The sequence below is a fragment of the Microbacterium sp. TPU 3598 genome (assembly GCF_002356155.1).
GTDB lineage: Bacteria > Actinomycetota > Actinomycetes > Actinomycetales > Microbacteriaceae > Microbacterium > Microbacterium maritypicum_A.
This window is the reverse complement of the sequence record NZ_AP017975.1, coordinates 3,378,064-3,398,972: the sequence shown is the minus strand read 5'-3', so window position 1 is coordinate 3,398,972 and position 20,909 is coordinate 3,378,064. Positions and strand designations below refer to the sequence as shown.

At 70.4% G+C, this 20,909-nt stretch carries 23 protein-coding genes; 12 read left to right on the top strand and 11 right to left on the bottom strand.

The features are described 5' to 3' along the window. Positions 1-5 precede the first annotated feature (5 nt). Together MST3598_RS16245 and MST3598_RS16240 are read right to left on the bottom strand one after the other, a co-directional pair. Positions 6-815 carry a Cof-type HAD-IIB family hydrolase gene (locus MST3598_RS16245; protein WP_096359646.1) on the bottom strand — a complete coding sequence of 270 codons (810 nt, stop codon included), beginning with the start codon at positions 813-815 and terminating at the stop codon, positions 6-8. 11 nt (positions 816-826) lie between these two features. Continuing rightward, entirely contained in the window at positions 827-1,687 is an 861-nt protein-coding gene (locus MST3598_RS16240) for an exodeoxyribonuclease III (RefSeq protein WP_029259639.1), read from the bottom strand. 182 nt (positions 1,688-1,869) lie between these two features. Between MST3598_RS16240 and pyrE the strand changes: the two genes are divergently transcribed. Further along, positions 1,870-2,430: an orotate phosphoribosyltransferase gene (pyrE, locus tag MST3598_RS16235; protein ID WP_029259640.1), complete on the top strand. Its 561-nt coding sequence runs from the start codon at positions 1,870-1,872 to the stop codon at positions 2,428-2,430. Continuing rightward, on the top strand, positions 2,427-3,329 hold the full coding sequence (locus MST3598_RS16230) for an ROK family protein (protein ID WP_029259641.1): 903 nt from the start codon (positions 2,427-2,429) through the stop codon (positions 3,327-3,329). Before pyrE ends, MST3598_RS16230 begins: the two co-directional genes overlap by 4 nt. Before the next feature lie 23 nt (positions 3,330-3,352). Here the strand turns inward: MST3598_RS16230 and MST3598_RS16225 are convergent, their stop codons facing one another. The 4 genes from MST3598_RS16225 to MST3598_RS16210 all read right to left on the bottom strand — a co-directional run bounded on the left by MST3598_RS16225 (position 3,353) and on the right by MST3598_RS16210 (position 6,050). Further along, on the bottom strand, positions 3,353-3,622 hold the full coding sequence (locus tag MST3598_RS16225) for a hypothetical protein (protein WP_096359644.1): 270 nt from the start codon (positions 3,620-3,622) through the stop codon (positions 3,353-3,355). Between the two features lie 4 nt (positions 3,623-3,626). After that, complete coding sequence (locus tag MST3598_RS16220; protein ID WP_096359642.1) at positions 3,627-3,866, bottom strand: hypothetical protein; 240 nt, start codon at positions 3,864-3,866, stop codon at positions 3,627-3,629. A gap of 136 nt (positions 3,867-4,002) precedes the next feature. After that, positions 4,003-5,151, bottom strand: a complete 1,149-nt coding sequence (locus MST3598_RS16215) for an MFS transporter (protein ID WP_029259435.1) — start codon at positions 5,149-5,151, stop codon at positions 4,003-4,005. Next, entirely contained in the window at positions 5,148-6,050 is a 903-nt protein-coding gene (locus MST3598_RS16210) for a MurR/RpiR family transcriptional regulator (protein WP_029259436.1), read from the bottom strand. The genes MST3598_RS16215 and MST3598_RS16210 overlap by 4 nt, the downstream gene beginning before the upstream one ends. A 165-nt stretch (positions 6,051-6,215) precedes the next feature. On the opposite strand from MST3598_RS16210, the gene MST3598_RS16205 reads away from it, so the two are divergent. The 9 genes from MST3598_RS16205 to MST3598_RS16165 all read left to right on the top strand — a co-directional run bounded on the left by MST3598_RS16205 (position 6,216) and on the right by MST3598_RS16165 (position 16,184). Beyond that, complete coding sequence (locus MST3598_RS16205) at positions 6,216-7,763, top strand: ABC transporter substrate-binding protein (RefSeq protein ID WP_029259437.1); 1,548 nt, start codon at positions 6,216-6,218, stop codon at positions 7,761-7,763. Positions 7,764-7,830: 67 nt separating this feature from the next. Next, a complete protein-coding gene (locus MST3598_RS16200) occupies positions 7,831-8,802 on the top strand; it encodes an ABC transporter permease (RefSeq protein WP_021198223.1) in 972 nt (323 codons plus the stop codon). Next, a complete protein-coding gene (locus MST3598_RS16195) occupies positions 8,799-9,686 on the top strand; it encodes an ABC transporter permease (protein WP_021198224.1) in 888 nt (295 codons plus the stop codon). Before MST3598_RS16200 ends, MST3598_RS16195 begins: the two co-directional genes overlap by 4 nt. Then, positions 9,683-10,588, top strand: a complete 906-nt coding sequence (murQ, locus tag MST3598_RS16190) for an N-acetylmuramic acid 6-phosphate etherase (protein WP_021198225.1) — start codon at positions 9,683-9,685, stop codon at positions 10,586-10,588. Before MST3598_RS16195 ends, murQ begins: the two co-directional genes overlap by 4 nt. Continuing rightward, positions 10,588-11,778 carry an anhydro-N-acetylmuramic acid kinase gene (locus tag MST3598_RS16185; protein ID WP_029259438.1) on the top strand — a complete coding sequence of 397 codons (1,191 nt, stop codon included), beginning with the start codon at positions 10,588-10,590 and terminating at the stop codon, positions 11,776-11,778. Before murQ ends, MST3598_RS16185 begins: the two co-directional genes overlap by 1 nt. Beyond that, positions 11,775-12,278, top strand: coding sequence for a GNAT family N-acetyltransferase (locus MST3598_RS16180; protein WP_021198227.1), 504 nt, complete (start codon positions 11,775-11,777; stop codon positions 12,276-12,278). Before MST3598_RS16185 ends, MST3598_RS16180 begins: the two co-directional genes overlap by 4 nt. Positions 12,279-12,325: 47 nt before the next feature. Continuing rightward, positions 12,326-13,459 (top strand): dipeptide epimerase, encoded by a 1,134-nt coding sequence (locus tag MST3598_RS16175; RefSeq protein ID WP_051671073.1) that lies wholly within the window; start codon positions 12,326-12,328, stop codon positions 13,457-13,459. Then, a complete protein-coding gene (locus MST3598_RS16170; protein ID WP_051671075.1) occupies positions 13,456-14,559 on the top strand; it encodes a serine hydrolase domain-containing protein in 1,104 nt (367 codons plus the stop codon). The genes MST3598_RS16175 and MST3598_RS16170 overlap by 4 nt, the downstream gene beginning before the upstream one ends. Continuing rightward, entirely contained in the window at positions 14,556-16,184 is a 1,629-nt protein-coding gene (locus MST3598_RS16165; protein ID WP_029259442.1) for an ABC transporter ATP-binding protein, read from the top strand. Before MST3598_RS16170 ends, MST3598_RS16165 begins: the two co-directional genes overlap by 4 nt. 40 nt (positions 16,185-16,224) lie before the next feature. Here the strand turns inward: MST3598_RS16165 and MST3598_RS18570 are convergent, their stop codons facing one another. Genes MST3598_RS18570 through MST3598_RS16145 form a run of 5 tightly spaced genes read right to left on the bottom strand, consistent with a single transcriptional unit; the run spans position 16,225 to position 19,135 of the window. After that, entirely contained in the window at positions 16,225-16,392 is a 168-nt protein-coding gene (locus MST3598_RS18570; RefSeq protein ID WP_021198231.1) for a hypothetical protein, read from the bottom strand. Then, positions 16,389-16,967, bottom strand: a complete 579-nt coding sequence (locus MST3598_RS16160; RefSeq protein WP_029259443.1) for a YdeI/OmpD-associated family protein — start codon at positions 16,965-16,967, stop codon at positions 16,389-16,391. Before MST3598_RS16160 ends, MST3598_RS18570 begins: the two co-directional genes overlap by 4 nt. 2 nt (positions 16,968-16,969) lie before the next feature. Next, complete coding sequence (locus MST3598_RS16155; RefSeq protein WP_021198233.1) at positions 16,970-17,782, bottom strand: HAD-IIA family hydrolase; 813 nt, start codon at positions 17,780-17,782, stop codon at positions 16,970-16,972. 54 nt (positions 17,783-17,836) lie between these two features. Beyond that, complete coding sequence (locus MST3598_RS16150) at positions 17,837-18,469, bottom strand: metal-dependent transcriptional regulator (protein WP_029259444.1); 633 nt, start codon at positions 18,467-18,469, stop codon at positions 17,837-17,839. A 9-nt stretch (positions 18,470-18,478) separates the two neighbouring features. After that, on the bottom strand, positions 18,479-19,135 hold the full coding sequence (locus MST3598_RS16145) for a TetR/AcrR family transcriptional regulator (RefSeq protein WP_021198235.1): 657 nt from the start codon (positions 19,133-19,135) through the stop codon (positions 18,479-18,481). Between the two features lie 83 nt (positions 19,136-19,218). On the opposite strand from MST3598_RS16145, the gene MST3598_RS16140 reads away from it, so the two are divergent. Further along, entirely contained in the window at positions 19,219-20,832 is a 1,614-nt protein-coding gene (locus MST3598_RS16140; protein ID WP_029259446.1) for an amidohydrolase, read from the top strand. The last annotated feature ends 77 nt before the right edge of the window (positions 20,833-20,909 follow it).

Sequence of the window (20,909 nt, the reverse complement as noted above, 5' to 3'; positions counted from 1 at the left end):
TCACCTCAGCCGAGCAAGCGCTCGATCACCTGCGCCACACCGTCTTCGTCGTTGGATGCCGTCGTCTCGTCGGCGGCATCCTGCACGACGGGTTCGGCGTCGGCCATCGCGACCCCGTGACCTGCCCAGCGGAGCATCTCGACGTCGTTGAGCGCATCGCCGAAGGCCACCACGTCGGCGCGGTCGATGCCGAGGTGGTCGCAGAGCCGGGCGAGGCCCGTCGCCTTGGTGACACCCTCCGCCATGACCTCGACGAAGGGGGCGCCGGAGAGTGTCGCCTCGAAGCCGGTGAGTCCGAGTGCGCGCACCGCGTCGAACAGCGCGTCGGGCGCGAGCTCGGGGTGCCGGATCACGAATTTCAGACTCGGCGCTGACAGTACCTGATCCAGCGGCACGCCGCCCATGGTCGCAGGGTCGCGTTTGTGGTCGGCGAGAGCGGCGATCGCGGCGTAGCCGTCTTGTGCCACGAACGTCTCGCCGGCGTCGCGCACGCTTGCGAACAGCAGGCCGGGGATGCTCGCGCGCAGAGCCTCGGCCAGCGTGCGGATCGTGTCAGCGGGAAGCTCTTCGGCGAACAGCATCCGCCCGTCGTCGAGGCGCACCGCGTAGGCGCCGTTGCTGCACAGCGCCCACCCGTCGAACCCGGCGTCGGCCGCGATCGCACGCAGACCGATCGGCTGGCGGGCTGTGACCGGGACGACGTGGATCCCACGGGCGCGGGCGGCGTCGAGAGCCGAGCGGGTGCGCGGGGTGACGGACGACGTCGAATCGAGAAGCGTGCCGTCGAGATCGGTGGCGATCAGACGCACACTCACGGGATCGGCATTCAGGAGAAGATCATCGGCATGTCGTCGTCGTCATCGGCGCCGCCGGTTCCGAGCCGTCGGCTGTCGAGATCGACGACCACAGGGACGTGATCGCTGGGCTGCTCGCCCTTGCGCTCGTCGCGGTGGATGGACGCGCCCTGCACGGCCTCGGCCAGCGTGCGCGAGCCGAGCACGAAGTCGATGCGCACGCCCTCGTTGCGCGGGAACTTCAGGCGCTGATAGTCCCAATAAGTGAAGCCTTCGGGGATCAGCGGGCGCACGACGTCGGTCACCCCGGCATCCTGGAACGCGAAGAACGCGTCGCGCTCCTGCGGAGAGACGTGGGTGGACCGGCCGATCACGATGTCGGGATCGCCGTTGTCGACGTCGAACGGGATGATGTTGAAGTCGCCGACCAGTGCCAGCGGCAGATCGGGGTTCGCCGACAGCTCGGCGGCCGTCGACTTCTTCAACTGCTCCAGCCAGTGCAGCTTGTAGAGGTAGTGGGGGTCTTCCAGCGAGCGGCCGTTCGGCACGTAGAGGCTCCATACCCGAACCCCGTCGACCATCACGCCGAGCGCGCGGGCCTCGAGCGGAGCATCCGGTCCTTCATGTCCCTTGGCGAACCCCGGCATCCCGTCGAAGGACGTGCGCACATCGGTGATCGGCAGGCGGCTCGCGATCGCGACACCGTTCCACTGATTCAGCCCGTGCACCTCGACGTGGTATCCGGCCTCTTCGAACGGCCCGTAGGGGAACTGCTCGGGCTTGCACTTGATCTCCTGCATCGCCAGCACGTCGATGTCTTCGCGGACGGCGAATTCGACGGTGCGGGTGACACGGGTGCGGATGGAGTTGACGTTCCAGGTGGCCAAGCGCATGCGTCCAGCCTAGTTGCGAGTTCCGACACACGAGCCCGCGCTGGGTCCGTCGCCCGCGACCTGTATGGCCGCCACCTGCATGACCGCCGGACGGATGCATGAGCCGCAAGGCCGGGAGTTCATGCATCCGGTCAAGCCTCATGCCTCCGCGCAGTGCGTCCCAGGCTTCTACACTGGATGCCGTGACCGCACTCGACGCAGACCGCCAGACACTCCTCGACCTCATCAAGGACGAGGCGGTGTTCCATGGCGACTTCACCCTCTCCAGCGGCAAGAAGGCGACGTACTACGTCGACATGCGCAAGCTCACGCTGGACCACCGTGCCGCTCCCGCGATCGGCCGCATCATGCTCGACCTGATCGGCGACCTCGATGTCGTGGCCGTCGGCGGGCTCACGCTCGGCGCCGACCCGATCTCGAACTCGGTGCTGCACGCCTCGGTCGCTGCCGGCACTCCGCTCGACGCGTTCGTCGTGCGCAAGGAGCCAAAGGACCACGGCCGCGGCCGCCAGATCGAAGGCGCCGATGTCAAGGGCAAGCGCGTCGTCGTGCTCGAAGACACTTCGACCACCGGGCAGTCGGCGCTCAAGGCCGTCGAAGCCCTGCGCAAGGAAGGCGCCGAGATCGTCGCCGTCGCCGTGATCGTCGACCGCAAGACCGGTGCGCAGGCGGCGATCGAAGCCGAGGGCCTCGAGTGGCGCGCGGCCTTCGACCTCGACGACCTCGGACTCGACCCGCAGTGACCCGCTACGCCCTGGCCGTCGACATCGGCGGCACCAAGATGGAGGCTGCGCTCGTCGCGGAGGACGGCGTGCTCGTCGAGGGCAGCCGGAGCCGGCAGGCGACCGGTCGCGAAGCGACACTCGCGTCGCTCGACGCCTCGGTGGTCGCGATCGTCGAACATGCTCTCGCGGCTCTGCCCTCGGACGGTGAGCTCGTCGGAGCGGGAGTCGGCAGCGCTGGCCCGATCGACCGCACCGCCGGCGCGATCATGCCCGTGAACATGCCTCTGGCGCGTGGTTTCAGGCTCGAGGAGTCGGTCCGTGCGGCGGCATCCACGGTCATGGGGAGCGACGTGCCCACCGTGCTCGGTCACGACGGCGGTGCGCTCGCGCTCGCCGAGTCGTGGCTCGGGGCCACGCAGGGAGCTGGTGCCTCGCTGTCGATCGTCGTCTCGACGGGGGTCGGTGGGGGATTCGTTGCGAACGGCGCATACATTCCCGGCGCGACCGGCAATGCCGGCCACCTCGGTCAGGTGCGCCGCGAGGGCGGTCTGACGCTCGAGGAGATCGCCTCGGGGCCGGCGAGCGCAGCCTGGGCGCAGAAGCAGGGCTGGGCAGGTGCGACCGGCGAGGACCTCGCGCGGGACGCCGCCGCCGGAGACCCCATCGCGCGGGCGGCGATCGAACGTTCTGCACGCGAGGTGGGGGAGGCGCTCGCCGATGCCGCCACACTCGTCGACCTCGATGTCGTCGCCATCGGCGGCGGCTTCTCTCGGGTGTCCTCTGACTACATCGACCTCGTGTGGCAGGCTCTGACCGGCAGCGCGGCGCACGAGTACTCGCGCCGTACACGGGTCGTGCGCTCCGGGTTGGGTGACGAGGGCCCGCTCATCGGTGCCGCCGCCCTCGTGCTGCGCTAGGCAGGCCTGTCGGCACGCGCTGATCAGCCGCGCGCCGCGAGCAGGTGTCGCGGTGGTCCTTCGAGGCGGGCGACGGAGATCTTGAGGTCGGTGACGTCGGTGGCGACCGCGTCGATGCGCGCGCTGAGCTTCTCGTCGACGGCGTCGATGCGGCCGGTCAGCTTCTGTTCCGCCGTGTCGAAGCGATCATCGATGCGGCGGATCATCCAGGCGCCGGCGGCGAAGAGGCTGGTGCCGAGGGTGAGCACGATGCCGATGGCGCTGAGGATGATCGTGAGGGTCTCGGTGGTCACGGTCTCAGCCTCTTCTCGTGGTGAGCAGATGTCGTGGGGGTCCTTCGAGGCGGGCGACGGAGATCTTGAGGTCGGTGACGTCGGAGGCGACCGCGTCGATGCGGGTGCTGAGCTTCTCGTCGACGGCGTCGATCCTGTCATCGATGCGGCGGATCATCCAGGCGCCGGCGGTGAAGAGGCCCGTGGTGATCGTCAACACGATGCCGATGGCGCTGAGGACGATCGCGAGGACCTCGGGGGACACGTGCGCTCTCCTCTCCTGCGGATGGGGTTGTTGCGGATGGGCGTGTCAGCGAGGTTACGCCGCGGTCAGCCCGGTGCGCGCCGGTATTCCGGCATCTGTGAAGAGGTTCCGAGAAGCGTGGGGTGTGCAGGAGGCGTCAGCTCGTCGCGGAGGCCCGTTGCCGCGACCGCCCGGCGATCAGCACCAGCACAGGCACGAGTGCGCACAGGGCGGCCGACACGAGGAACGTGGTGCTCGATGCCGGGTCCCGACCGATCAGGAGAATCAGCGCGGGCACGAAGGTGCCGCCAACGGCTCCGCACGCGACGAGGGCGCCTGTCACCGCGGCGCTGCGAGCGGGGTCGAGGTGGTCGAGCGCCAGGCCCAGGATGAGCCCGTAGCTCGGGGCGAGGAGCACGACCACCGCGCCCAGCGCGACGAGTGCCCCCACGGGAGCGGGCCCCACCAGCAGCCCCGCCGTGGCCATCAGGATCGCCGCCGTGCTCGTGGCGGTGATGAGGATCGCGATCGGCGACACGGAGAGACGGCGCAGGGCCGCCGCGCCGAAGCGACCGACGGCCATCAGCGTCCAGAACGCCGAGGTCCCCAGCGCGGCGAGGCCTGGGTCGACCCCGAGGATCCGCTCGGGGATCACGGCCGACCAGCCGGAGAGCACGGTCTCGACGCCGACGTAGAGGGGGAGGGCGACGGCGAACGGCAGGAGCACGAGCAGCCCGCGGACGTCGCGGCGCGCGGGAGCCGCGGTGCGGGCATCCGGTGACACCGACCCCGTGAGCATCGCGATCGTGAGCAGCGGAACGACCGCCAGGATGCCGAGCGTCGCACGCACACCCGAGCCGGCGGCGACGATCAGCGGGGTGACGGCGGCGCAGACGGCCACTGTGCCGAGCAGTGCGCTGAGCAGACCCGTCGCGCTGCCGACCGACAGGGACTTCGCGGCGACCGACCCGGAGGCCTCGACCAACCCGAACCCGGACCCGGCGACGGCGGCTGCGGCGATGAACACGGCGGGTGTGCCGGCCAGGGCCACGGCGACGATCGCGGCGGTCTGGAGCGCGCTGCCGAGGATCAACGCGGTGCGCGGCGGCCGACGCACCAGTAGCGGCCCCGACATCAGCACCCCGACCAGGAGTCCGGCGAACAGTGCGGGCACGGCGGTGCTGAGGTCGCCGCCGATCGTGCGCTCTGCCGAGGGGAGGATCGCGGGAACGAAGGCGGCCGTGACGCCGAGACCCGCGAATGCAGTGAACAGCCCCGCCCGCGTGCGCCGGATGCTGTCGGTCACGCCCCTGCCGTCCGCACGCGGTGCACGGCGGCGAACGTGTCGCGCAGCGCCTCCATCGAGCGGTCGTAGTTCGATTGGGCGACGCCGATGAAGATGCAGTCGACGACCATGAGCTGGGCGATGCGGCTGCCCAGGGCGCCGGAGCGGAAGCCGGTCTCGCGGGCGGCCGTCGTCAACACGATGTCGGCCTGATCGGCCAGCGGGGCGCCGGCATGGTTCGTGATCGCGATGGTGGTCGCCCCGGCCTGCCGGGCGAGCAGCAGGAACTCGATCGTGTCGGTGGTGGCGCCGGTGTGCGACACCGCGATCGCGACATTGCCGGGGCCGAGCGTCGCCGCCGAGGTCCATGCCGCGTGCGGGTCCGACCACTCCAGCGCCGTGCGTCCGATACGGGTGAGCTTGCGCTGCAGGTCGAGTCCGACGATGGAGCTCGCGCCCACACCGAAGATGTCGACCCTGGTCGACGAGGTGATGGCGTCGACCGAGGCCCGCAGCGAGTCGGTGTCGAGCACCTTGGCGGTGTCGGCGAGGGAGAGCGTCTCGGCGAGCGACACCTTCGCGACGATGTCGGTCAGGGTGTCGTTGCGGTCGATGTCGCCGGAGACGGCGGGGAGCGCGGCCGTGTCGAAGGTCTCGCGCTCGACGTCGCGCAGCACGTGGTTGCGCAGCTCGCGCACGTGCTCGTATCCGAGGCGTTTGCAGAAGCGCACGACCGAGGTGGTCGAGGTGTCGCAGCGCTGGGCGAGCTCGGCGACGGAGAGGCCGGCGGTGCCCGCAGGGTCGGCGAGGAACAGATCGGCGATGCGCTGTTCACTCGGACGCAGTTCGGGGCGGAGCGCGCGCATGCGGACGAGGACGGGGTGTGCGCCGGCATCGTCGCGGGCGGCTTCATGAGGCATGGGGTCTCCGATCACTGTTCATAACAGTAGAGGAACTTCTGTTACATCTATAGTGACCTTCGTGTACTTTTGGTACCAACCACGACCGACGACGTTCACGGGGCGGCAGGCAACAGCGCCTGACCCGACGCCACGGCGGCGCGTCACATTCAGGAGGATCCAGCAATGAGCACAGCACGCTGGGCGTCACTCGGCGCTCTCACGGCGACGGGCCTCGCCTTCGCCCTCGTCATCACCGGGTGTTCCGCACCCGCATCCGACCCGAAGCCCTCCGAGGGCGCGGCGGGCGGCGACCTCGTCATCGGCGTCACCAGCGACCCGGACACCCTGTTCCCCTGGAAGGCCACCCAGTTCCAGGCCGTCAATGTGCTGCAGAACCTGTACGGCACGCTGACCGAGTTCGACGAGGACCTCAACGTGGTCCCCGGCCTCGCCGAGTCGTGGGACGTCTCCGAAGACGGCCTCACCCTGACCTTCCACCTGCGCGAGGGCGTCACGTTCGCCGACGGGAGCACCTTCGGTTCGGAAGACGTCAAGTACTCGCTCGACGCGATCGCGGCCGAGGCCACGGCCGCCGTCGCGCGCAGCTCCCTCGCCTCGGTCACCGCGGTCGAGGCCACGGACGAGAAGACCGTCACCCTCACCCTCAGCGCTCCCGACGCCGCGCTCCCCGCGAACCTCGCCGTCATCAACATGGCGATGCTGTCCTCGGACGACACCGAAGAGGGGCTGAACACCACGCCGAACGGCACCGGCCCCTTCATCCTCGACGACCGCAAGGCGAGCCAGTCGATCACGCTCGCCAAGAACGAGGACTACTGGGGAGACACCGCGCTGCTCGACACGGTCGAGTTCCGCGTGATCCCCGACGAGTCGTCGATCGTCTCGGCGATGCAGTCCGGCAACGTGCAGCTGGCCGTGTTCGACGACCCGCTGGTCGCGCAGACCGCCGAGGGTGCCAATGTGGAGGTCGCCACGACCCCGCAGCTGAGCTACCACGCGCTGCAGCTGAACGCCACGCGCGGCGACCTCACCGACGTCAACGTGCGCCTCGCGATCCAGTGCGCGATCGACCGTCAGGAGGTGCTCGACACCGCTGCGCTCGGCGAGGGCGAGGTCACCGGCCCGATCACTTCGCCCGCGTACAAGTCCGACCCGGATGCCCGTCCGTGCCCCGAGCGCGACCTCGACAAGGCCGCCGAGTACCTGAAGAAGGCGGGCAAGGAAGACGGCGTCACCATCAAGACGATCGTCTCGCAGGGGGAGTACGCCACCTCGGTCAACGAGGCGCAGAACCTCAAGGCCCAGCTGGCGGACGCGAACATCACGCTCGACCTCGAGGTGCTCGAGTCGGGCGCGTTCGTCGACCGCTGGATCGCGGCCGACTTCGACGCGGCGGTCGCGCTCAACGGCGGTCGCCCCGACCCCGACGGCATGTACGGCCGGTACTTCACGAGCACCGGAAACCTGAACAAGGTCGCCGGCTACTCCTCGCCCGAGCTCGACGCACTGTTCGCCGAGGGCCGCCAGACGGCCGACCCGGACAAGCGGAAGGACATCTACGCGCAGGTCGCGGAGAACCTCGAGGACAACGCCGCGTGGATCTGGCTGTTCACGAGCTACACCTACACGGCGACCGCGTCGACCGTCGACGGCTTCGTCCCGATGGTGAACGGCTCGCTGCAGTACCTGCGGACCACCTCCATCAAGTAGCGGATCGGAGGGGGCGCGGCCACCCCGCGCCCCCTCCCTCCCCGACGACAGGCACCCACACACGCGCATGTTCAGACAGCTCCTCCGCAACAGCGTGCTGCGACGCATCCTCGCAGCCCTCGGCACGCTCCTCGGCGTCGCCATCTTCGTCTTCCTGATGCTGCGCGCCATCCCTGGCGACCAGATCAGCTCCGGCCTCGGCACCGAGGCGGCCGCTCTCACGCCCTCGCAGCGCGCCGCCCTCGAGTCCTACTACGGCCTCGACCAGCCGCTCGTCGTGCAATTCTTCTCGTGGCTGGGCAACATCTTCACCGGCAACCTCGGCTTCTCGTCCCGGGCGCAGACGAGCGTCCTCGACCTCACCGCCGCCGCCCTCCCCGTGACGTTCGAGCTGGCGATCTTCTCGATCGTGATCGCGCTGGCCATCGGCATCCCGCTCGGCATGCTCTCCGCCTCGAAGCCCGACTCGTTCCGCGACGGCGTCGGACAGGTCGTCGGCCTCGCCGGTCTCTCCATCCCCGCGTTCCTGCTCGGCACGGCACTCCTGGCGATCCTCGCCTCGTCGTTCGGCTTCAACCCGAACGGCCAGGCCTACGCCACGCTGTTCGAGGATCCGCTGCTGAATCTCCAGCAGATGCTGCTGCCCTCGATCGTGCTCGGCTTCGGCATCGCCGCACCGATCATGCGCACCACCCGCACGGCCGTGCTCGAGATCCGCTCCAACGACTTCATCCGCACCGCCAGGGCGAAGGGCGTCCCTCCGCGTCGCCTGCAGGTGCGCCACGTGCTCGGCAACGCTCTCGTGCCCATCGTCACGATGACCGGCCTGCAGTTCGGCTACCTCCTCGGCGGTGCCGTCGTGGTCGAGCAGATCTTCTCGCTCCCCGGCATCGGACGCCAGGTGCTGCTCGGCATCCAGCAGAAGGAGTACGCGCTCGTGCAGAGCACCGTGCTCGTGATCGCGCTCGCCTTCGTCATCGTCAACCTGCTCACCGACCTGCTGTACCGGGTCATCGATCCTCGGGTGCGTGCCGCATGACCGACATCTCTCAGACCCCGGCCCTCGCCCCCGGCGGCGGGCGCACCATGGAGCGCGTGCGTCTCCTGCTGCGCAGCCGCAGCGGACTCACCGGCCTCATCATCGTGGTCCTGCTCGCCGTGCTCAGCCTCGTCTCGGCGTTCGGCCTGCTGCCCTTCGACCCGCTCGCGCAGGACCCGCCGTCCCGCCTGCAGCCGCCGTCGGCCGTGCACTGGTTCGGCACCGATCAGTTCGGGCGCGACGTGTTCTCCCGCGTCGCCGCCGGCGTCGCCAACTCGGCGTTGATCTCGGTCGTCGCCGTGGCCTTTGCGACCGTGGTCGGCACCGTCTGCGGACTCATCGCCGGGTTCTACCGCGGCTTCTCCGACGGGGCGATCACCGCGGTCACGAACGTGCTGTTCGCCTTCCCACCGCTGCTGCTCGCGCTCTCGCTGGCTTCGGTGTTCGAGCGCAACTGGTTCACCATCGCCGTGGCCATCGCGATCGTCTACGTGCCGATCTTCATCCGCGTCACCCGCGGGCCCGTGCTGTCGCTGCGCGAGGTCGAGTACGTCAAGGCCGCCAAGAGCACCGGCCAGAGCCGCATGGCGACCATGTTCCGCCACGTGCTGCCGAACATCACGTCGATCATCATCGTGCAGGTCACGCTCTCGCTCTCGTGGGCTGTGCTCACCGAGGCCTCGCTGAGCTTCCTCGGACTCGGCACGCCGCCGCCCGCACCCTCGCTCGGTTCGATGATCTTCGAGGCGCGCACGCTCGTCACGATCGCCCCGTGGACCATGATCGCGCCCGGCGTGATCGTGGTGCTGCTCGTCGTCGGACTGAACCTGCTCGGCGACGGGCTGCGCGACAGCCTCGATCCCCGGAACAGAGGAAAGCGATGACCATGGAGGATCTCGGCGGACTGGCCACGGAGGCCAGCGATCCCCGCTATGCGGAGCTCGACCTCATGAGCGTCGCCGAACTCGCGCAGACCATGAACGAGGCGGATGCCACGGTGCCCGCCGCGGTGCAGCGCGCCCTCCCGCAGATCGTGCCCGCGATCGAGGCGACGGCCGATCGCATGGCGCAGGGCGGACGCCTGGTCTACGTCGGCGCGGGCACCCCCGGCCGCATCGGCGTGCTCGACGCCTCGGAGTGCCCGCCCACCTTCAGCACTCCGCCCGAGCTGGTGTTCGCGATCATGGCCGGAGGGCCGGGCGCGATCGTGAACCCCGTCGAGGGAGCAGAGGACGACGCGGAAGCGGGCGCAGCGGCCATCGATGCCGCGGGCATCGGTCCGCTCGACACCGTGATCGGGATCGCCTCGAGCGGACGCACGCCCTACGTGATCGCCGCCGTCCGTCGGGCGCGCGAACGCGGTGCTCTCAGCATCGGTCTCTCCTGCAACGTCGGGACCGCCCTGAGCGCGGCGGCGGAGCACGGGATCGAGGTCGAGGTCGGCCCCGAGGTGCTCTCCGGCTCCACGCGGCTCAAGTCGGGTACTGCCCAGAAGCTCGTGCTCAACATGTTCTCGACCATCTCGATGGTGCGGAACGGCAAGGCCTACGGCAACCTGATGGTGGACGTGAAGGCCACCAACCACAAGCTCCGCGAGCGGGCGATCCGAATGGTGCAGACCATCGCGGATGTCGATCGGGGCGCGGCGAAGGCGGCACTGGAGGCGACCTCATACGACGTGAAGCTCGCGTCGATCATGATCCGCCGCGGCGAGGACCTCGCCGCGGCCACCGCACGACTGGACGCGGCCGACGGTCGGCTGCGCACCGCACTGGAGGAGAACTGATGCGCGTCCTCGGACTGATCTCCGGCACCTCGCACGACGGGATCGATGCCGCCGTCGTCGACTTCACGACCAGTGGCGGCTTCACCGCCCACGGCGTGGATCTGCACGGCACGGTGCTGGCGGCGACGAGCGTGCCCTACGCCCCCGAGCTGCGGGCGCGCCTGATCGCTGCGCTGCCACCGGCGCAGACCACGCTCGCCGAGGTGGCGGAGCTCGACACCCTCATCGGGCAGGCGTTCGCCGCGGTCGCGGCCGACATCGCGGCAGAGGTCGGCGGTGTCGATGCCGTGTGCTCGCACGGGCAGACCGTCTACCACTGGGTCGACGGCGCGCACGCGCTGGGCACCCTGCAGATCGGGCAGCCGGCCTGGATCGCCGAGAAGGTCGGCGCCCCCGTGGTCTCCGACATCCGCATCCGCGACATCACGGTCGGCGGCCACGGTGCCCCGCTGGTGTCGTTCCTCGACGAGCTGCTGCTGCGTTCGCGCGCCGGGGTCTCTGCAGCTCTCAACCTGGGCGGCATCTCGAACATGACCGTGGTGCGGCAGGACGGCCTGGTCGCGTACGACATCGGCCCCGCGAACGCACTGGTCGACGCGGTCATCGTCGAGCACGACCTCAACCCGCTCGGCTACGACGACGACGCCGCGATCGCCCGCACCGGTCAGGTCGACGAGGCGCTGCTGGCTGCTCTGCTCGACGACCCGTACTACGCTCTCACCCCGCCCAAGAGCACGGGCAAGGAGCACTTCCACCTCGGCTACGTGCACGAGCACCTCGCCGCGCAGAACCGGGAGATCCCGGTCGCCGATGTGGTGCGCACCCTGACCGAGCTCACGGTCCGCACGGTCGCGCGCGACGTGGAGGCCGCCGGCATCGGGTTCCTCGCCGTGTCGGGCGGCGGATGCCGCAACCCGCTGATCCTCGACGGACTGCGCGCCGCGCTGCCGGACACCGAGGTCGTGCTGGCCGACGAGCTGGGCGCCGCGGCCGACAGCAAGGAGGCGATCCTCCTCGCTCTCATCGGCTGGTCCACGATGCACGGCGTCCCCGCGATCGTCCCCGGCGGCACCGGAGCGCGCGAGCCGCGCATCCTCGGCACCATCACGCCCGGTGTCGGACCGCTGCAGATGCCCGAACCCGTCGCCTCCATCGACTCCCTCGTGCTCACGGAGGCCGCGGCATCGTGAGCCTCCAGGTGCGCCCCGCCACCCCGGACGACCTGTCCGGGGTGCTCGAGGTGTTCCTCGCGTGCTGGCGGGAGAGCTACCGGGGTGTTCTCCCCGACGCGGGGATCGACGCGATGACGGATGAGCGTGCCGAGGCCCTGTGGCGCCGGGTGCTCGCCGAACCGGTCGGCGTCGTGCTCGTGGCCGTCCGCGACGGCGGGATCGTCGGGATCACCCGGTACGCCGCGACCACTGCCGACGACGGGCGGATCGACGGGGCCGTGCACTCCCTGTACGTCTCGCCACGCGCCCATGGCGGTGGGATCGGCGGTGCGCTGCTGGCGCAGGCGACCGCAGACCTGCGGGACGCCGGCGCCGAGGCCGCAACGCTGTGGGTGTTCGCGGCGAACGCGCCGTCGATCGGCTTCTACGAGGCGAAGGGCTGGCACCCCGACGGCGCCACCCGCACGCAGCCGGAGTTCGGTGAGCCCGAACAGCGCATGCGCAAGGAGTGGGCATGAGCGGAGTCCTGAGATGAGCGGAGTCCTGAGATGAGCGCAGTCCTGAGATGAGCACCGTGAAGCGCATCCGCGTGCTCCGCGTCCCCTCGCCCCTGGTGCGTCCGTTCGTCACGGCGGTGCGGCAGACGGAGCACCTCGACGTCGTGCTCGTCGAGGTGAGCGACGTCGACGGTCGTCGAGGATACGGCGAAGCCGCCGTGAGCTGGCGCGTGACGGGGGAGAGTCCGCCGAGCGTTGCCGCCGTGGTGGCAGGACCCCTCGCCGAGGTCGTGCTCGGACGGAACGTCGGTGATCCCGGGATCGCCGCCGACATCGCCCGTGCAGTGTGGGGCAATGCCGCGGCCCGCAGCGCGGTCGAGTGCGCCGTCGCCGACCTCGCCGCCCAGCAGCGCGGACTCCCGCTTGCGCAGAGCCTCACGAGCGCACCGGCGCCCGCGCGCATCCGCACCGACATGACCCTGTCCGCGGGTGAGCCGTCCGCGCTGGCAGCCGTTTCCGAGGAGCACGTCGCCGCGGGCTTCGGATGCCTCAAGATCAAGGCGTCCGCGGCGCACGACACGGTCGCCGGGCTCCGGGCCGTGCGTGCCGCGGTCGGGCCTGCCATCACGCTGCGCGTCGACGCCAACCAGGCCTGGGATGTCGAGACCGCGATCCGGGTGATCCGGGCCGCCGAAGACGAGGGGCTCGGGCTCGAACTCGTCGAGCAGCCGGTCGCGGCGCACGACCTCGACGCGCTCGCCGCGGTCACGGCCGCCGTCGGCACGCCGATCATGGCCGACGAGTCGGTGCGCACGGCGCGGGATGTCCGGGTCGTCGCCGACCGTGGTGCCGCAGACCTCGTGAACATCAAGCTCGCCAAGACCGGCGGCCTGGCCGAGGCCTTCGTTGCGGCAGAAGTCGCCCGCACAGCGGGTCTGGGCGTGTTGATCGGCTGCATGATGGAATCGCACGTCGGCGTGACGGCCGCCGCCCACCTGGCCGCCGCTGTCGCCCCCGACGTGGTGCACGACCTGGATGCCGCGTTGTGGCTGCGGAGCTCGCCCGTGGTGGGTGGCGTGGCGCTGTCCGGAGACATGCTGGAACTCGGATCGGGCACCGGACTGGGCATCACCGCCCTCGCATCCGATACCCGGCCCGACACCCTCGTCGACCTCGTCGACCGCTCGGAGGTGCGCGCATGACCGCCGCCGTTGCCGTCACCGCTGTTCTGGCGACGGATGCCGCGCCGCGGGGCGCCGTCGCCGGTGTCGTGACCGATGCCGGCCGTGACGTCGCCGCGGGTGGTCTGGCTGACCTGGCCGGAACCCCGATGACCACCGCGACTTCCTTCGACATCGCCTCGGTATCGAAGGTCGCCGCGACGACGACCGCGATCCTGCGACTGGTCAGCCGCGGTGACCTCGGCTTCGACGACCCGGTCGACCGTTTCGTGCCCGGCACCGCCTGCGCCCCGGGCGCGACCGTGCGCCATCTGCTCCAGCACCGTGCAGGACTCTGGGAGTGGCAGCCGCTCTACCTCGACCGCGAGCACGCCGGTGATGCCGCTGCGGCCGCCGACGCCCTCCCGCTGCGCTACGGCCTCGACGAAGGTCGTCATTACTCCGACCTCGGGTTCATGCTCCTCGGCCGCATCGTCGCGGCGGTCACCGGACTGCCCCTGGATGCCGCGGTGCGCGAACTGGTGACCGCGCCCCTCGGCCTCGATCACACCGGGTACGGACCCGTCGACCGCCCCGTCGCCTCGTCCGCCGTGGGCGACGCCGCCGAGCGTCGCATGGTCGCGACCGGAGAGCCGTATCCGATCCTCACCGTCGATAAGGACTTCGCCTGGCGTGACGGCGAGATCGCCGGCGTCGCGAACGACGGCAACTGCTTCCATGCGTTCGGGGGCGTCTCCGGTCACGCCGGGCTGTTCAGCACCGTCGATGACCTGCTGACCCTGGGGGCGGCGCTCGCCGCTCCGGAGCGGCATCCGGAGCTGTGGGGGCCGGATGCGGTCGCCGAACTGTTCCGGGACGGACCGGATGCCGGGCAGGCGCTGGGCTGGCGCAGCGAGACGATCGCCGTCTCCGGGCGGCCGACCCGCATGGTCTGGCACCCGGGATTCACAGGCTGCGCCCTCGGGCTCGTTCCGGGAACGGGAGCAGCCGCCGTGCTGCTGACCAACCGCCTGTTCGCGGTCACACCCGCACCGACCGATCTGCTGTGGCGCGCCGCGCTTCCCGCACTCCTCGACGACCACGAACCTCTCCGCGAAAACGAAGGAACGAGAACACCATGAGCACCACCGAGCCCGTGCTGAGCATCAGCGGCCTCGCCGTCGCCTTCCGGACCGGTTCCGAGCTGGTCACCGCGATCAGCGACGTGAACATCGACATCGCCGCCGGTGAGACGGTCGCGATCGTGGGCGAGTCGGGGTCGGGCAAGTCGACCACCGCGGCTGCGGTCAACCGTCTGCTCCCCGAGAACGGGGTGATCACGGCCGGCAGCATCCGCTTCGACGGGCGCGAGCTGACCGACCTGCCCGAGAACGCGATGATCTCCCTGCGCGGCGCCGGGATCGGCCTCGTGCCGCAGGACCCGATGTCGAACCTCAATCCGCTCATGCGCGTGGGCGAGCAGATCGGCGAGGCGCTCGAGGTGCACGGCCACACACACGGCGATGCCACGAAGGCGCGGGTCGTCGAGCTGCTCGAGATGGTGGGGATCGCGGATGCCGCGCAGCGCGCCCACCAGTACCCGCACGAGTTCTCCGGCGGCATGCGCCAGCGCGTGCTGATCGCGATGGGTCTGGCCTGCAAGCCGCGCCTGCTGATCGCGGACGAGCCCACCTCCGCCCTCGATGTGACCGTGCAGCGACGCATCCTGGACCAGCTCGACACGCTCACCGACGAGCTCGGCACCGCGGTGTTCCTGATCACGCACGACCTGGCCCTCGCCGCCGAGCGCGCCGACCGCATCGTCGTGATGTTCCGCGGCCGCGTCGTCGAGGAGGGCACCTCGGCGCAGGTGCTCGGCGCCCCGCAGCACGAGTACACCCGGCAGCTGCTCGCCGCGGCCCCGAGCCTCGCCTCGCGCCGGGATGCGCTGCCGCAGCGCGAGGCCGCCACGGGCACGCCCTTCGTCGAGATCCGGAACCTCCGCAAGGAGTTCGCCCTCCGCGCGCCCAAGGCCGGGGAGCCGCAGACCTTCACGGCCGTCGACGGCGTCAGCTTCGAGATCCGCCGCGGCACCACGGTGTCGATCGTGGGAGAGTCGGGCTCCGGCAAGTCCACCACCGCGAACATGGTGCTCGGGCTCGAAGACGCCACGTCCGGCTCGATCCTGTTCGACGGGCTCGACCTCACCACGCTCCGCCGCAAGGAGCTGTTCGCCCTGCGTCGTCGTGTGCAACCGGTGTTCCAGAATCCCTATGCCTCGCTCGACCCGCGCTACACGATCGAGCAGTCGATCGCCGAGCCGCTGCGCGTGCACCGCATCGGCACCACGGCCTCGCGTCACGCGCGCGTGCTCGAGCTGTTGGAGCAGGTCGCGCTGCCGGCCGCCATGGCCGAGCGCCTGCCGCACGAGCTCTCGGGCGGACAGCGTCAGCGTGTGGCGATCGCCCGGGCCCTGGCGCTCGAACCCGAGCTCGTGGTGCTCGACGAGGCGGTGTCGGCGCTCGACGTGCTGGTGCAGGCGCAGATCCTCGACCTGCTCGCCGACCTGCAGAAGCGCCTGGGCCTGAGCTACCTCTTCATCAGCCATGACCTCGCTGTGGTGCGGATGATCTCCGACGAGGTGCACGTCATGCAGCGCGGTGTCGTGGTCGAGAGCGGCACGCCCGAGCGCATCTTCGACGCTCCGCAGCACCCGTACACGCGCGAGCTGCTGGCCGCGATCCCCGGGGCTTCGCTGGCGTCCTGACAGAGTTCCGATCCCGCGAGGTTCTCCGGCGGCCGCAGGCTCAGCGTCTGCGGTCGTCGTCGTCCCAGGGGCCTTCCCACCAGCCGGCGCGCCCGTCGTCCGAGCCGCCGCGTCCTCGGCGCGAGCGCACGAACTGCACGATGAACACCGTCAGCGAGCTGAGCAGGATGAGGAAGACGACGAGGAACAGCAGGTCGTTCTGATTCATGGGCGTTTCCCCTCCGCGGCATCCGCCACGATCTTCGCGATGCGGGCGGACCGGGTCTCCGGCCGCTTGGCCATCGCGATGTGCGTGAGGCCGAACTTCTTGACCGACTTCGGGAACGCGTCCCAGTTCTCGCGTGCGGCGGGGACGGCATCGAGCGCGGCGGAGAGCTCCTCGGGTTCGATCCCGGCCTCCGGTCCGTCGAGAACCGTCCAGGAGCCGTTCGCCTTCGCCACCTCGAGCACACGGATACCGGCGGGAGCCAGTAGCCCCTCGGCCTCGAGCTCCGCGATGCGCGCCTTGTTCGTGGCCGCCCAGCCGCTGCCGGGACGACGAGGAGAGAACCACTGACCGTTGGCGCGGTCGCCCGTGCCGTCGTCGAACACGCGCACCGGGCCGTCGATCCATCCGAAGCAGAGTGCCTGCCGCACGGCGTCCTCGTAGCCGACGCCGTCGGACGATCCGCGCACGCTGAGCAGCCAGACGCCCGCCGTGCGCTCATGGTTCTCCGCGAGCCAGACACGCCAGGCCGCGGCATCCGCCGCTCTGAGCCGTTCGCCGTCGTCGAGCGCGCCCATGGCTACTTCTTGGTCTTCACCGTCGTGATCGTCTCGGTGATCCGCGGCAGCAGGTCGGCCACCGACTGCACGATCTCGTCGGGGCGGAACGGGTACTTCTCGATCTCGGCCTGATCGCTGATGCCGGTGAGTACCAGCACCGTGTGCAGGCCCGCCTCGATGCCGGCGACCACGTCGGTGTCCATGCGGTCGCCGATCATGCCGGTGCGCTTCGAGTGCGCGCCGATCTTGTTCAACGCCGAACGGAACATCATCGGGTTCGGCTTGCCGACGACGTACGGCTCCTTACCGGTGGCCTTGGTGATGAGGGCGGCGATCGCTCCGGTGGCGGGGAGCGGTCCGTCGGTGCTCGGGCCCGTGGCATCGGGGTTCGTGACGATGAAGCGCGCGCCGCCGATGATGAGGCGGATGGCCTTGGTGATCGCCTCGAACGAGTAGTTGCGCGTCTCGCCGACGACCACGAAATCGGGGTTCGTCTCGGTCATGATGAAGCCGGCATCGTGCAGGGCGGTGAGGATGCCCGCCTCGCCGATCACGAACGCCGAGCCGCCGGGGAGCTGCTGCTTCAGGAAGTCGGCGGTCGCGAGCGCCGAGGTCCAGATGCGCTCCTCCGGCACGTGCAGCCCGCTGATGCGCAGGCGTGCCGACAGGTCGCGCGCGGTGAAGATCGAGTTGTTCGTGAGCACCAGGTACGGGATGCCTGCGCTCTCCCAGCCGGCGAGCAGTTCGGAGGCTCCGGGGATGGCGTCGTTCTCATGGACGAGCACGCCGTCCATGTCGGTCAGCCAGCATTCGATGTCGTCACGTTGTGCCATGAGCACAGCCTAGAGGCCGCAGGCGACGCGCACCTGACCGTGTTGCGGCGGTGGCTAGGCGCTCAGCCAGACCACCTGGGCCGCGCCATCGGGCAACGCCGCTTCCGTGCCGTCGATCTCGGCCCCGGATGCCGTGACCGTCACGGTCGACGCGACCGCCAGTCCGAGTGCTTCGAGGGCTCGGAGCAGCTCGGGGTCGCGGTCGTCGACCCGCAGCACCTGTCCCGTGTGCCCGACCGGCGCGTCGGCGAGCAGCACGAACGGTACGCGCTCGATGCGACCGTCGGCGTCGGGGATCGCGTCGCCGTGCGGATCGAAGCGGGGGCGTCCCAGGCGCGCGTCGATGCCTTCGAGCAGTCGGTCGCTGATGGTGTGCTCGAGCACCTCGGCCTCGTCGTGCACCTCGTCCCAGCCGTAGTCGAACTCCTGCACCAGCCAGGTCTCGATCAGGCGGTGTCGGCGCACCATCGCGAGGGCGCGCGCCGTGCCCGTGTCCGTCAGCCGCACCGCGCCGTAGGGCACGTGCGATACGAGGCCGGCGGCGGCGAGCTTCTTCACCATCTCGGTGACGGACGACGGCGCGATGCCGAGCTTCGCGGCAAGCACCGAGGGAGTGATCGGTGCGTCCTGCCACTCGGTGTGCGCGTAGACGGTCTTCAGATAATCGTCAGCTGCCGGGGATGCCACCGGTCCAGCCTACGTGGTGCTGTCGCGCGCCCACGCGGTGAGTCCGTGGATGAGTGCCCGCACCCCGATCTCGAACGTGCGGCGGGCGGGGTCCGTGCTGAGCTGCGCCCTGGCGGCCTCGGCCTCGGCGAACGTCGGGAAATCCGGCGCGAGTGCACCCGGGGCCATGTTGTCTGCGGGCGCGAGGGCATCCAGGGCGGAGCCGATGATGAACGACTCCAGCGCCACGATGGCGTCCACGATGGTGACGGTCGGCCAGCCGTCGTCCGCGAGCAGGCGTGCGATCTGCTCGTAGTCGGCGAACGAGCCCTCGTCGGCATCGATCGGTGAGGTCGCCAGCATCACCATGGCCTCGGGGGCGGCGATCGCGGCGTCGCGGTAGCTGTGGGCCCAGGTGAGCAGTGCCTCCTCGACGGACATCTCGTGCCGCACGGGGGAGATGAGCGCGCGGCTGACCTGCCCGCGCATGGCCCGGATCACGGCGTCGCGGTTCGCGAAGTGGTGGTAGAGCGCCGAGGTGCGAACGCCCAGGGATTCCGCGAGCGCGGTCATCGTGAACTGGCGCGGTGTGCGCTGCGCGCTGAGGGCGAACGCGGCCTTCAGGATGCGCTCCTCGGTGAGCACCCGGGTCGACGGTCGGCCGACGCTGCGCGGAGATTTCGTCATCGTGCTCGATTCTGCTCGGGCGTCTGGTATTTTATTGAAACTCTTTCAATACCGAAGGATCCAATACCGACGAAGGTACAGCCATGACCGGTTTCGACGCCGACACCATTGTCACCGGCGCGCACGTGGTGACGATGGACCCGCGCCGCCCGCACGCCAGCGCCTTCGCGGTACGCGACGGTCGCTTCCTCGCCGTGGGCGACGACGCCCTGGTCCGGGAGCTGCGCGGGCCCCGTACCGTCGTGCGCGACCTCGGCGGCGCGACCGTGACCCCCGGCCTGATCGACGCGCACCTGCATCCGATCCAGGGGATCGAGCTGACGGCCGGGATCGACCTGGGCGGTCTGACCACCGGCGCGGCGCTGCTGACGGCGCTGCGCGCCGAGGCCGATCGTGCGCTCGCCGAAGATGCCGACCCGTGGGTGCGCGGCTGGAACCTCGACTACGACGTGTTCCACGAGCTGCCCATGACGGCGGAGGCGATCCAGGATGCGGTGCGCGGACTCCCCGCGCTGTTGATCGTGTTCGACGGCCACACCGCCCTCGCCAGTCGTGCCGGACTCGAGCGTGCGGGCATCACCCGCGCACGCGAGTTCGAGGACTCGTCCTGCGTCGTCGTCGATGCCGACGGCCGCCCGACCGGGGAACTGCGCGAGCTCGGCGCCTATGAGCCCGTGCGACTGAGCGCCCCGGCACTGACCCGCGATCAGACCCTCGCGGTGGGGCACGAGCTGCTGCGCGGACTGCGTGGTTCCGGATTGACCGGCGGCACGATCATGGACGGCGGTTTCGCCACGCTCGCACTGCTCGACGCCCTGGAGCAGGGGCCGGGGCTGCCGATCCGCATCGTCTCGGCCATCGACCACGAGCCCGGCTTCGACGAGGATCGGACCGCCGCGAACCTCGCGATGCGCGACCGCCGTGGTGACCGGTGGCGCGGGGGCGTGGTCAAGCTCTACGCCGACGGCGTGGTCGAGACCGGCACCGCCTGGCTGCACGAACCCGACAGCGCGGGCGCGGGCCTGGAGCCGTTCTGGAAGGACGCGGCCGCCTATGCCCGCACCGTGCGCAGATACGCCGAGGCCGGATTCCAGGTGGCGACGCACGCGATCGGCGACCGGGCCGTCGGGGAAGTCGTCGACGCCTATCTCGCGGCCGGGGTGCGCAGCGCCGCAGGAGCTCCGCACCGCATCGAGCACCTCGAGACCACGACCGACCGCGACGTGGCCCGTATCGCCGCAGCCGGGATCACCGCCTCGATGCAGCCCCTGCACATGCAGTGGCGCAAGGCCGACGGCTCGGATGACTGGTCGAGCAGGCTCGGGCCCGTGCGTGCGGCTCGCGCCTGGCGTGTGCGCGACTACTGGGAGGCCGGGGCGCCCCTCGCCCTCGGGTCGGACTGGCCCATCGCGCAGAACGATGCCCGCATCGGCCTCGCGTGGTCGATGCTGCGCCGCCGCCCGGGCGACCCCGACGCCCCGGTCTTCGAGCCCGACCAGGTGCTCACCCCGTACCAGGCGCTGCACGGATACACCGTCGGCGCCGCCCGGGCCCAGGGAGATGCCGACCTCGGCTGCATCGCCCCCGGGTTCCGGGCCGACTACGCCGTGTGGGCGGAGAACCCGCTGCACGTCTCCCCGGACGACCTCCCCGACCTCCCCGTGCAGGGGACCGTCGTCGGTGGCACCGAGCCCTGACCCCGGGCTCGACCGCACCCTCCCGCACCTTCCCGCGCTCTCCCTTCGGATTCGTACCCCCCCTTCACACTGAGGTG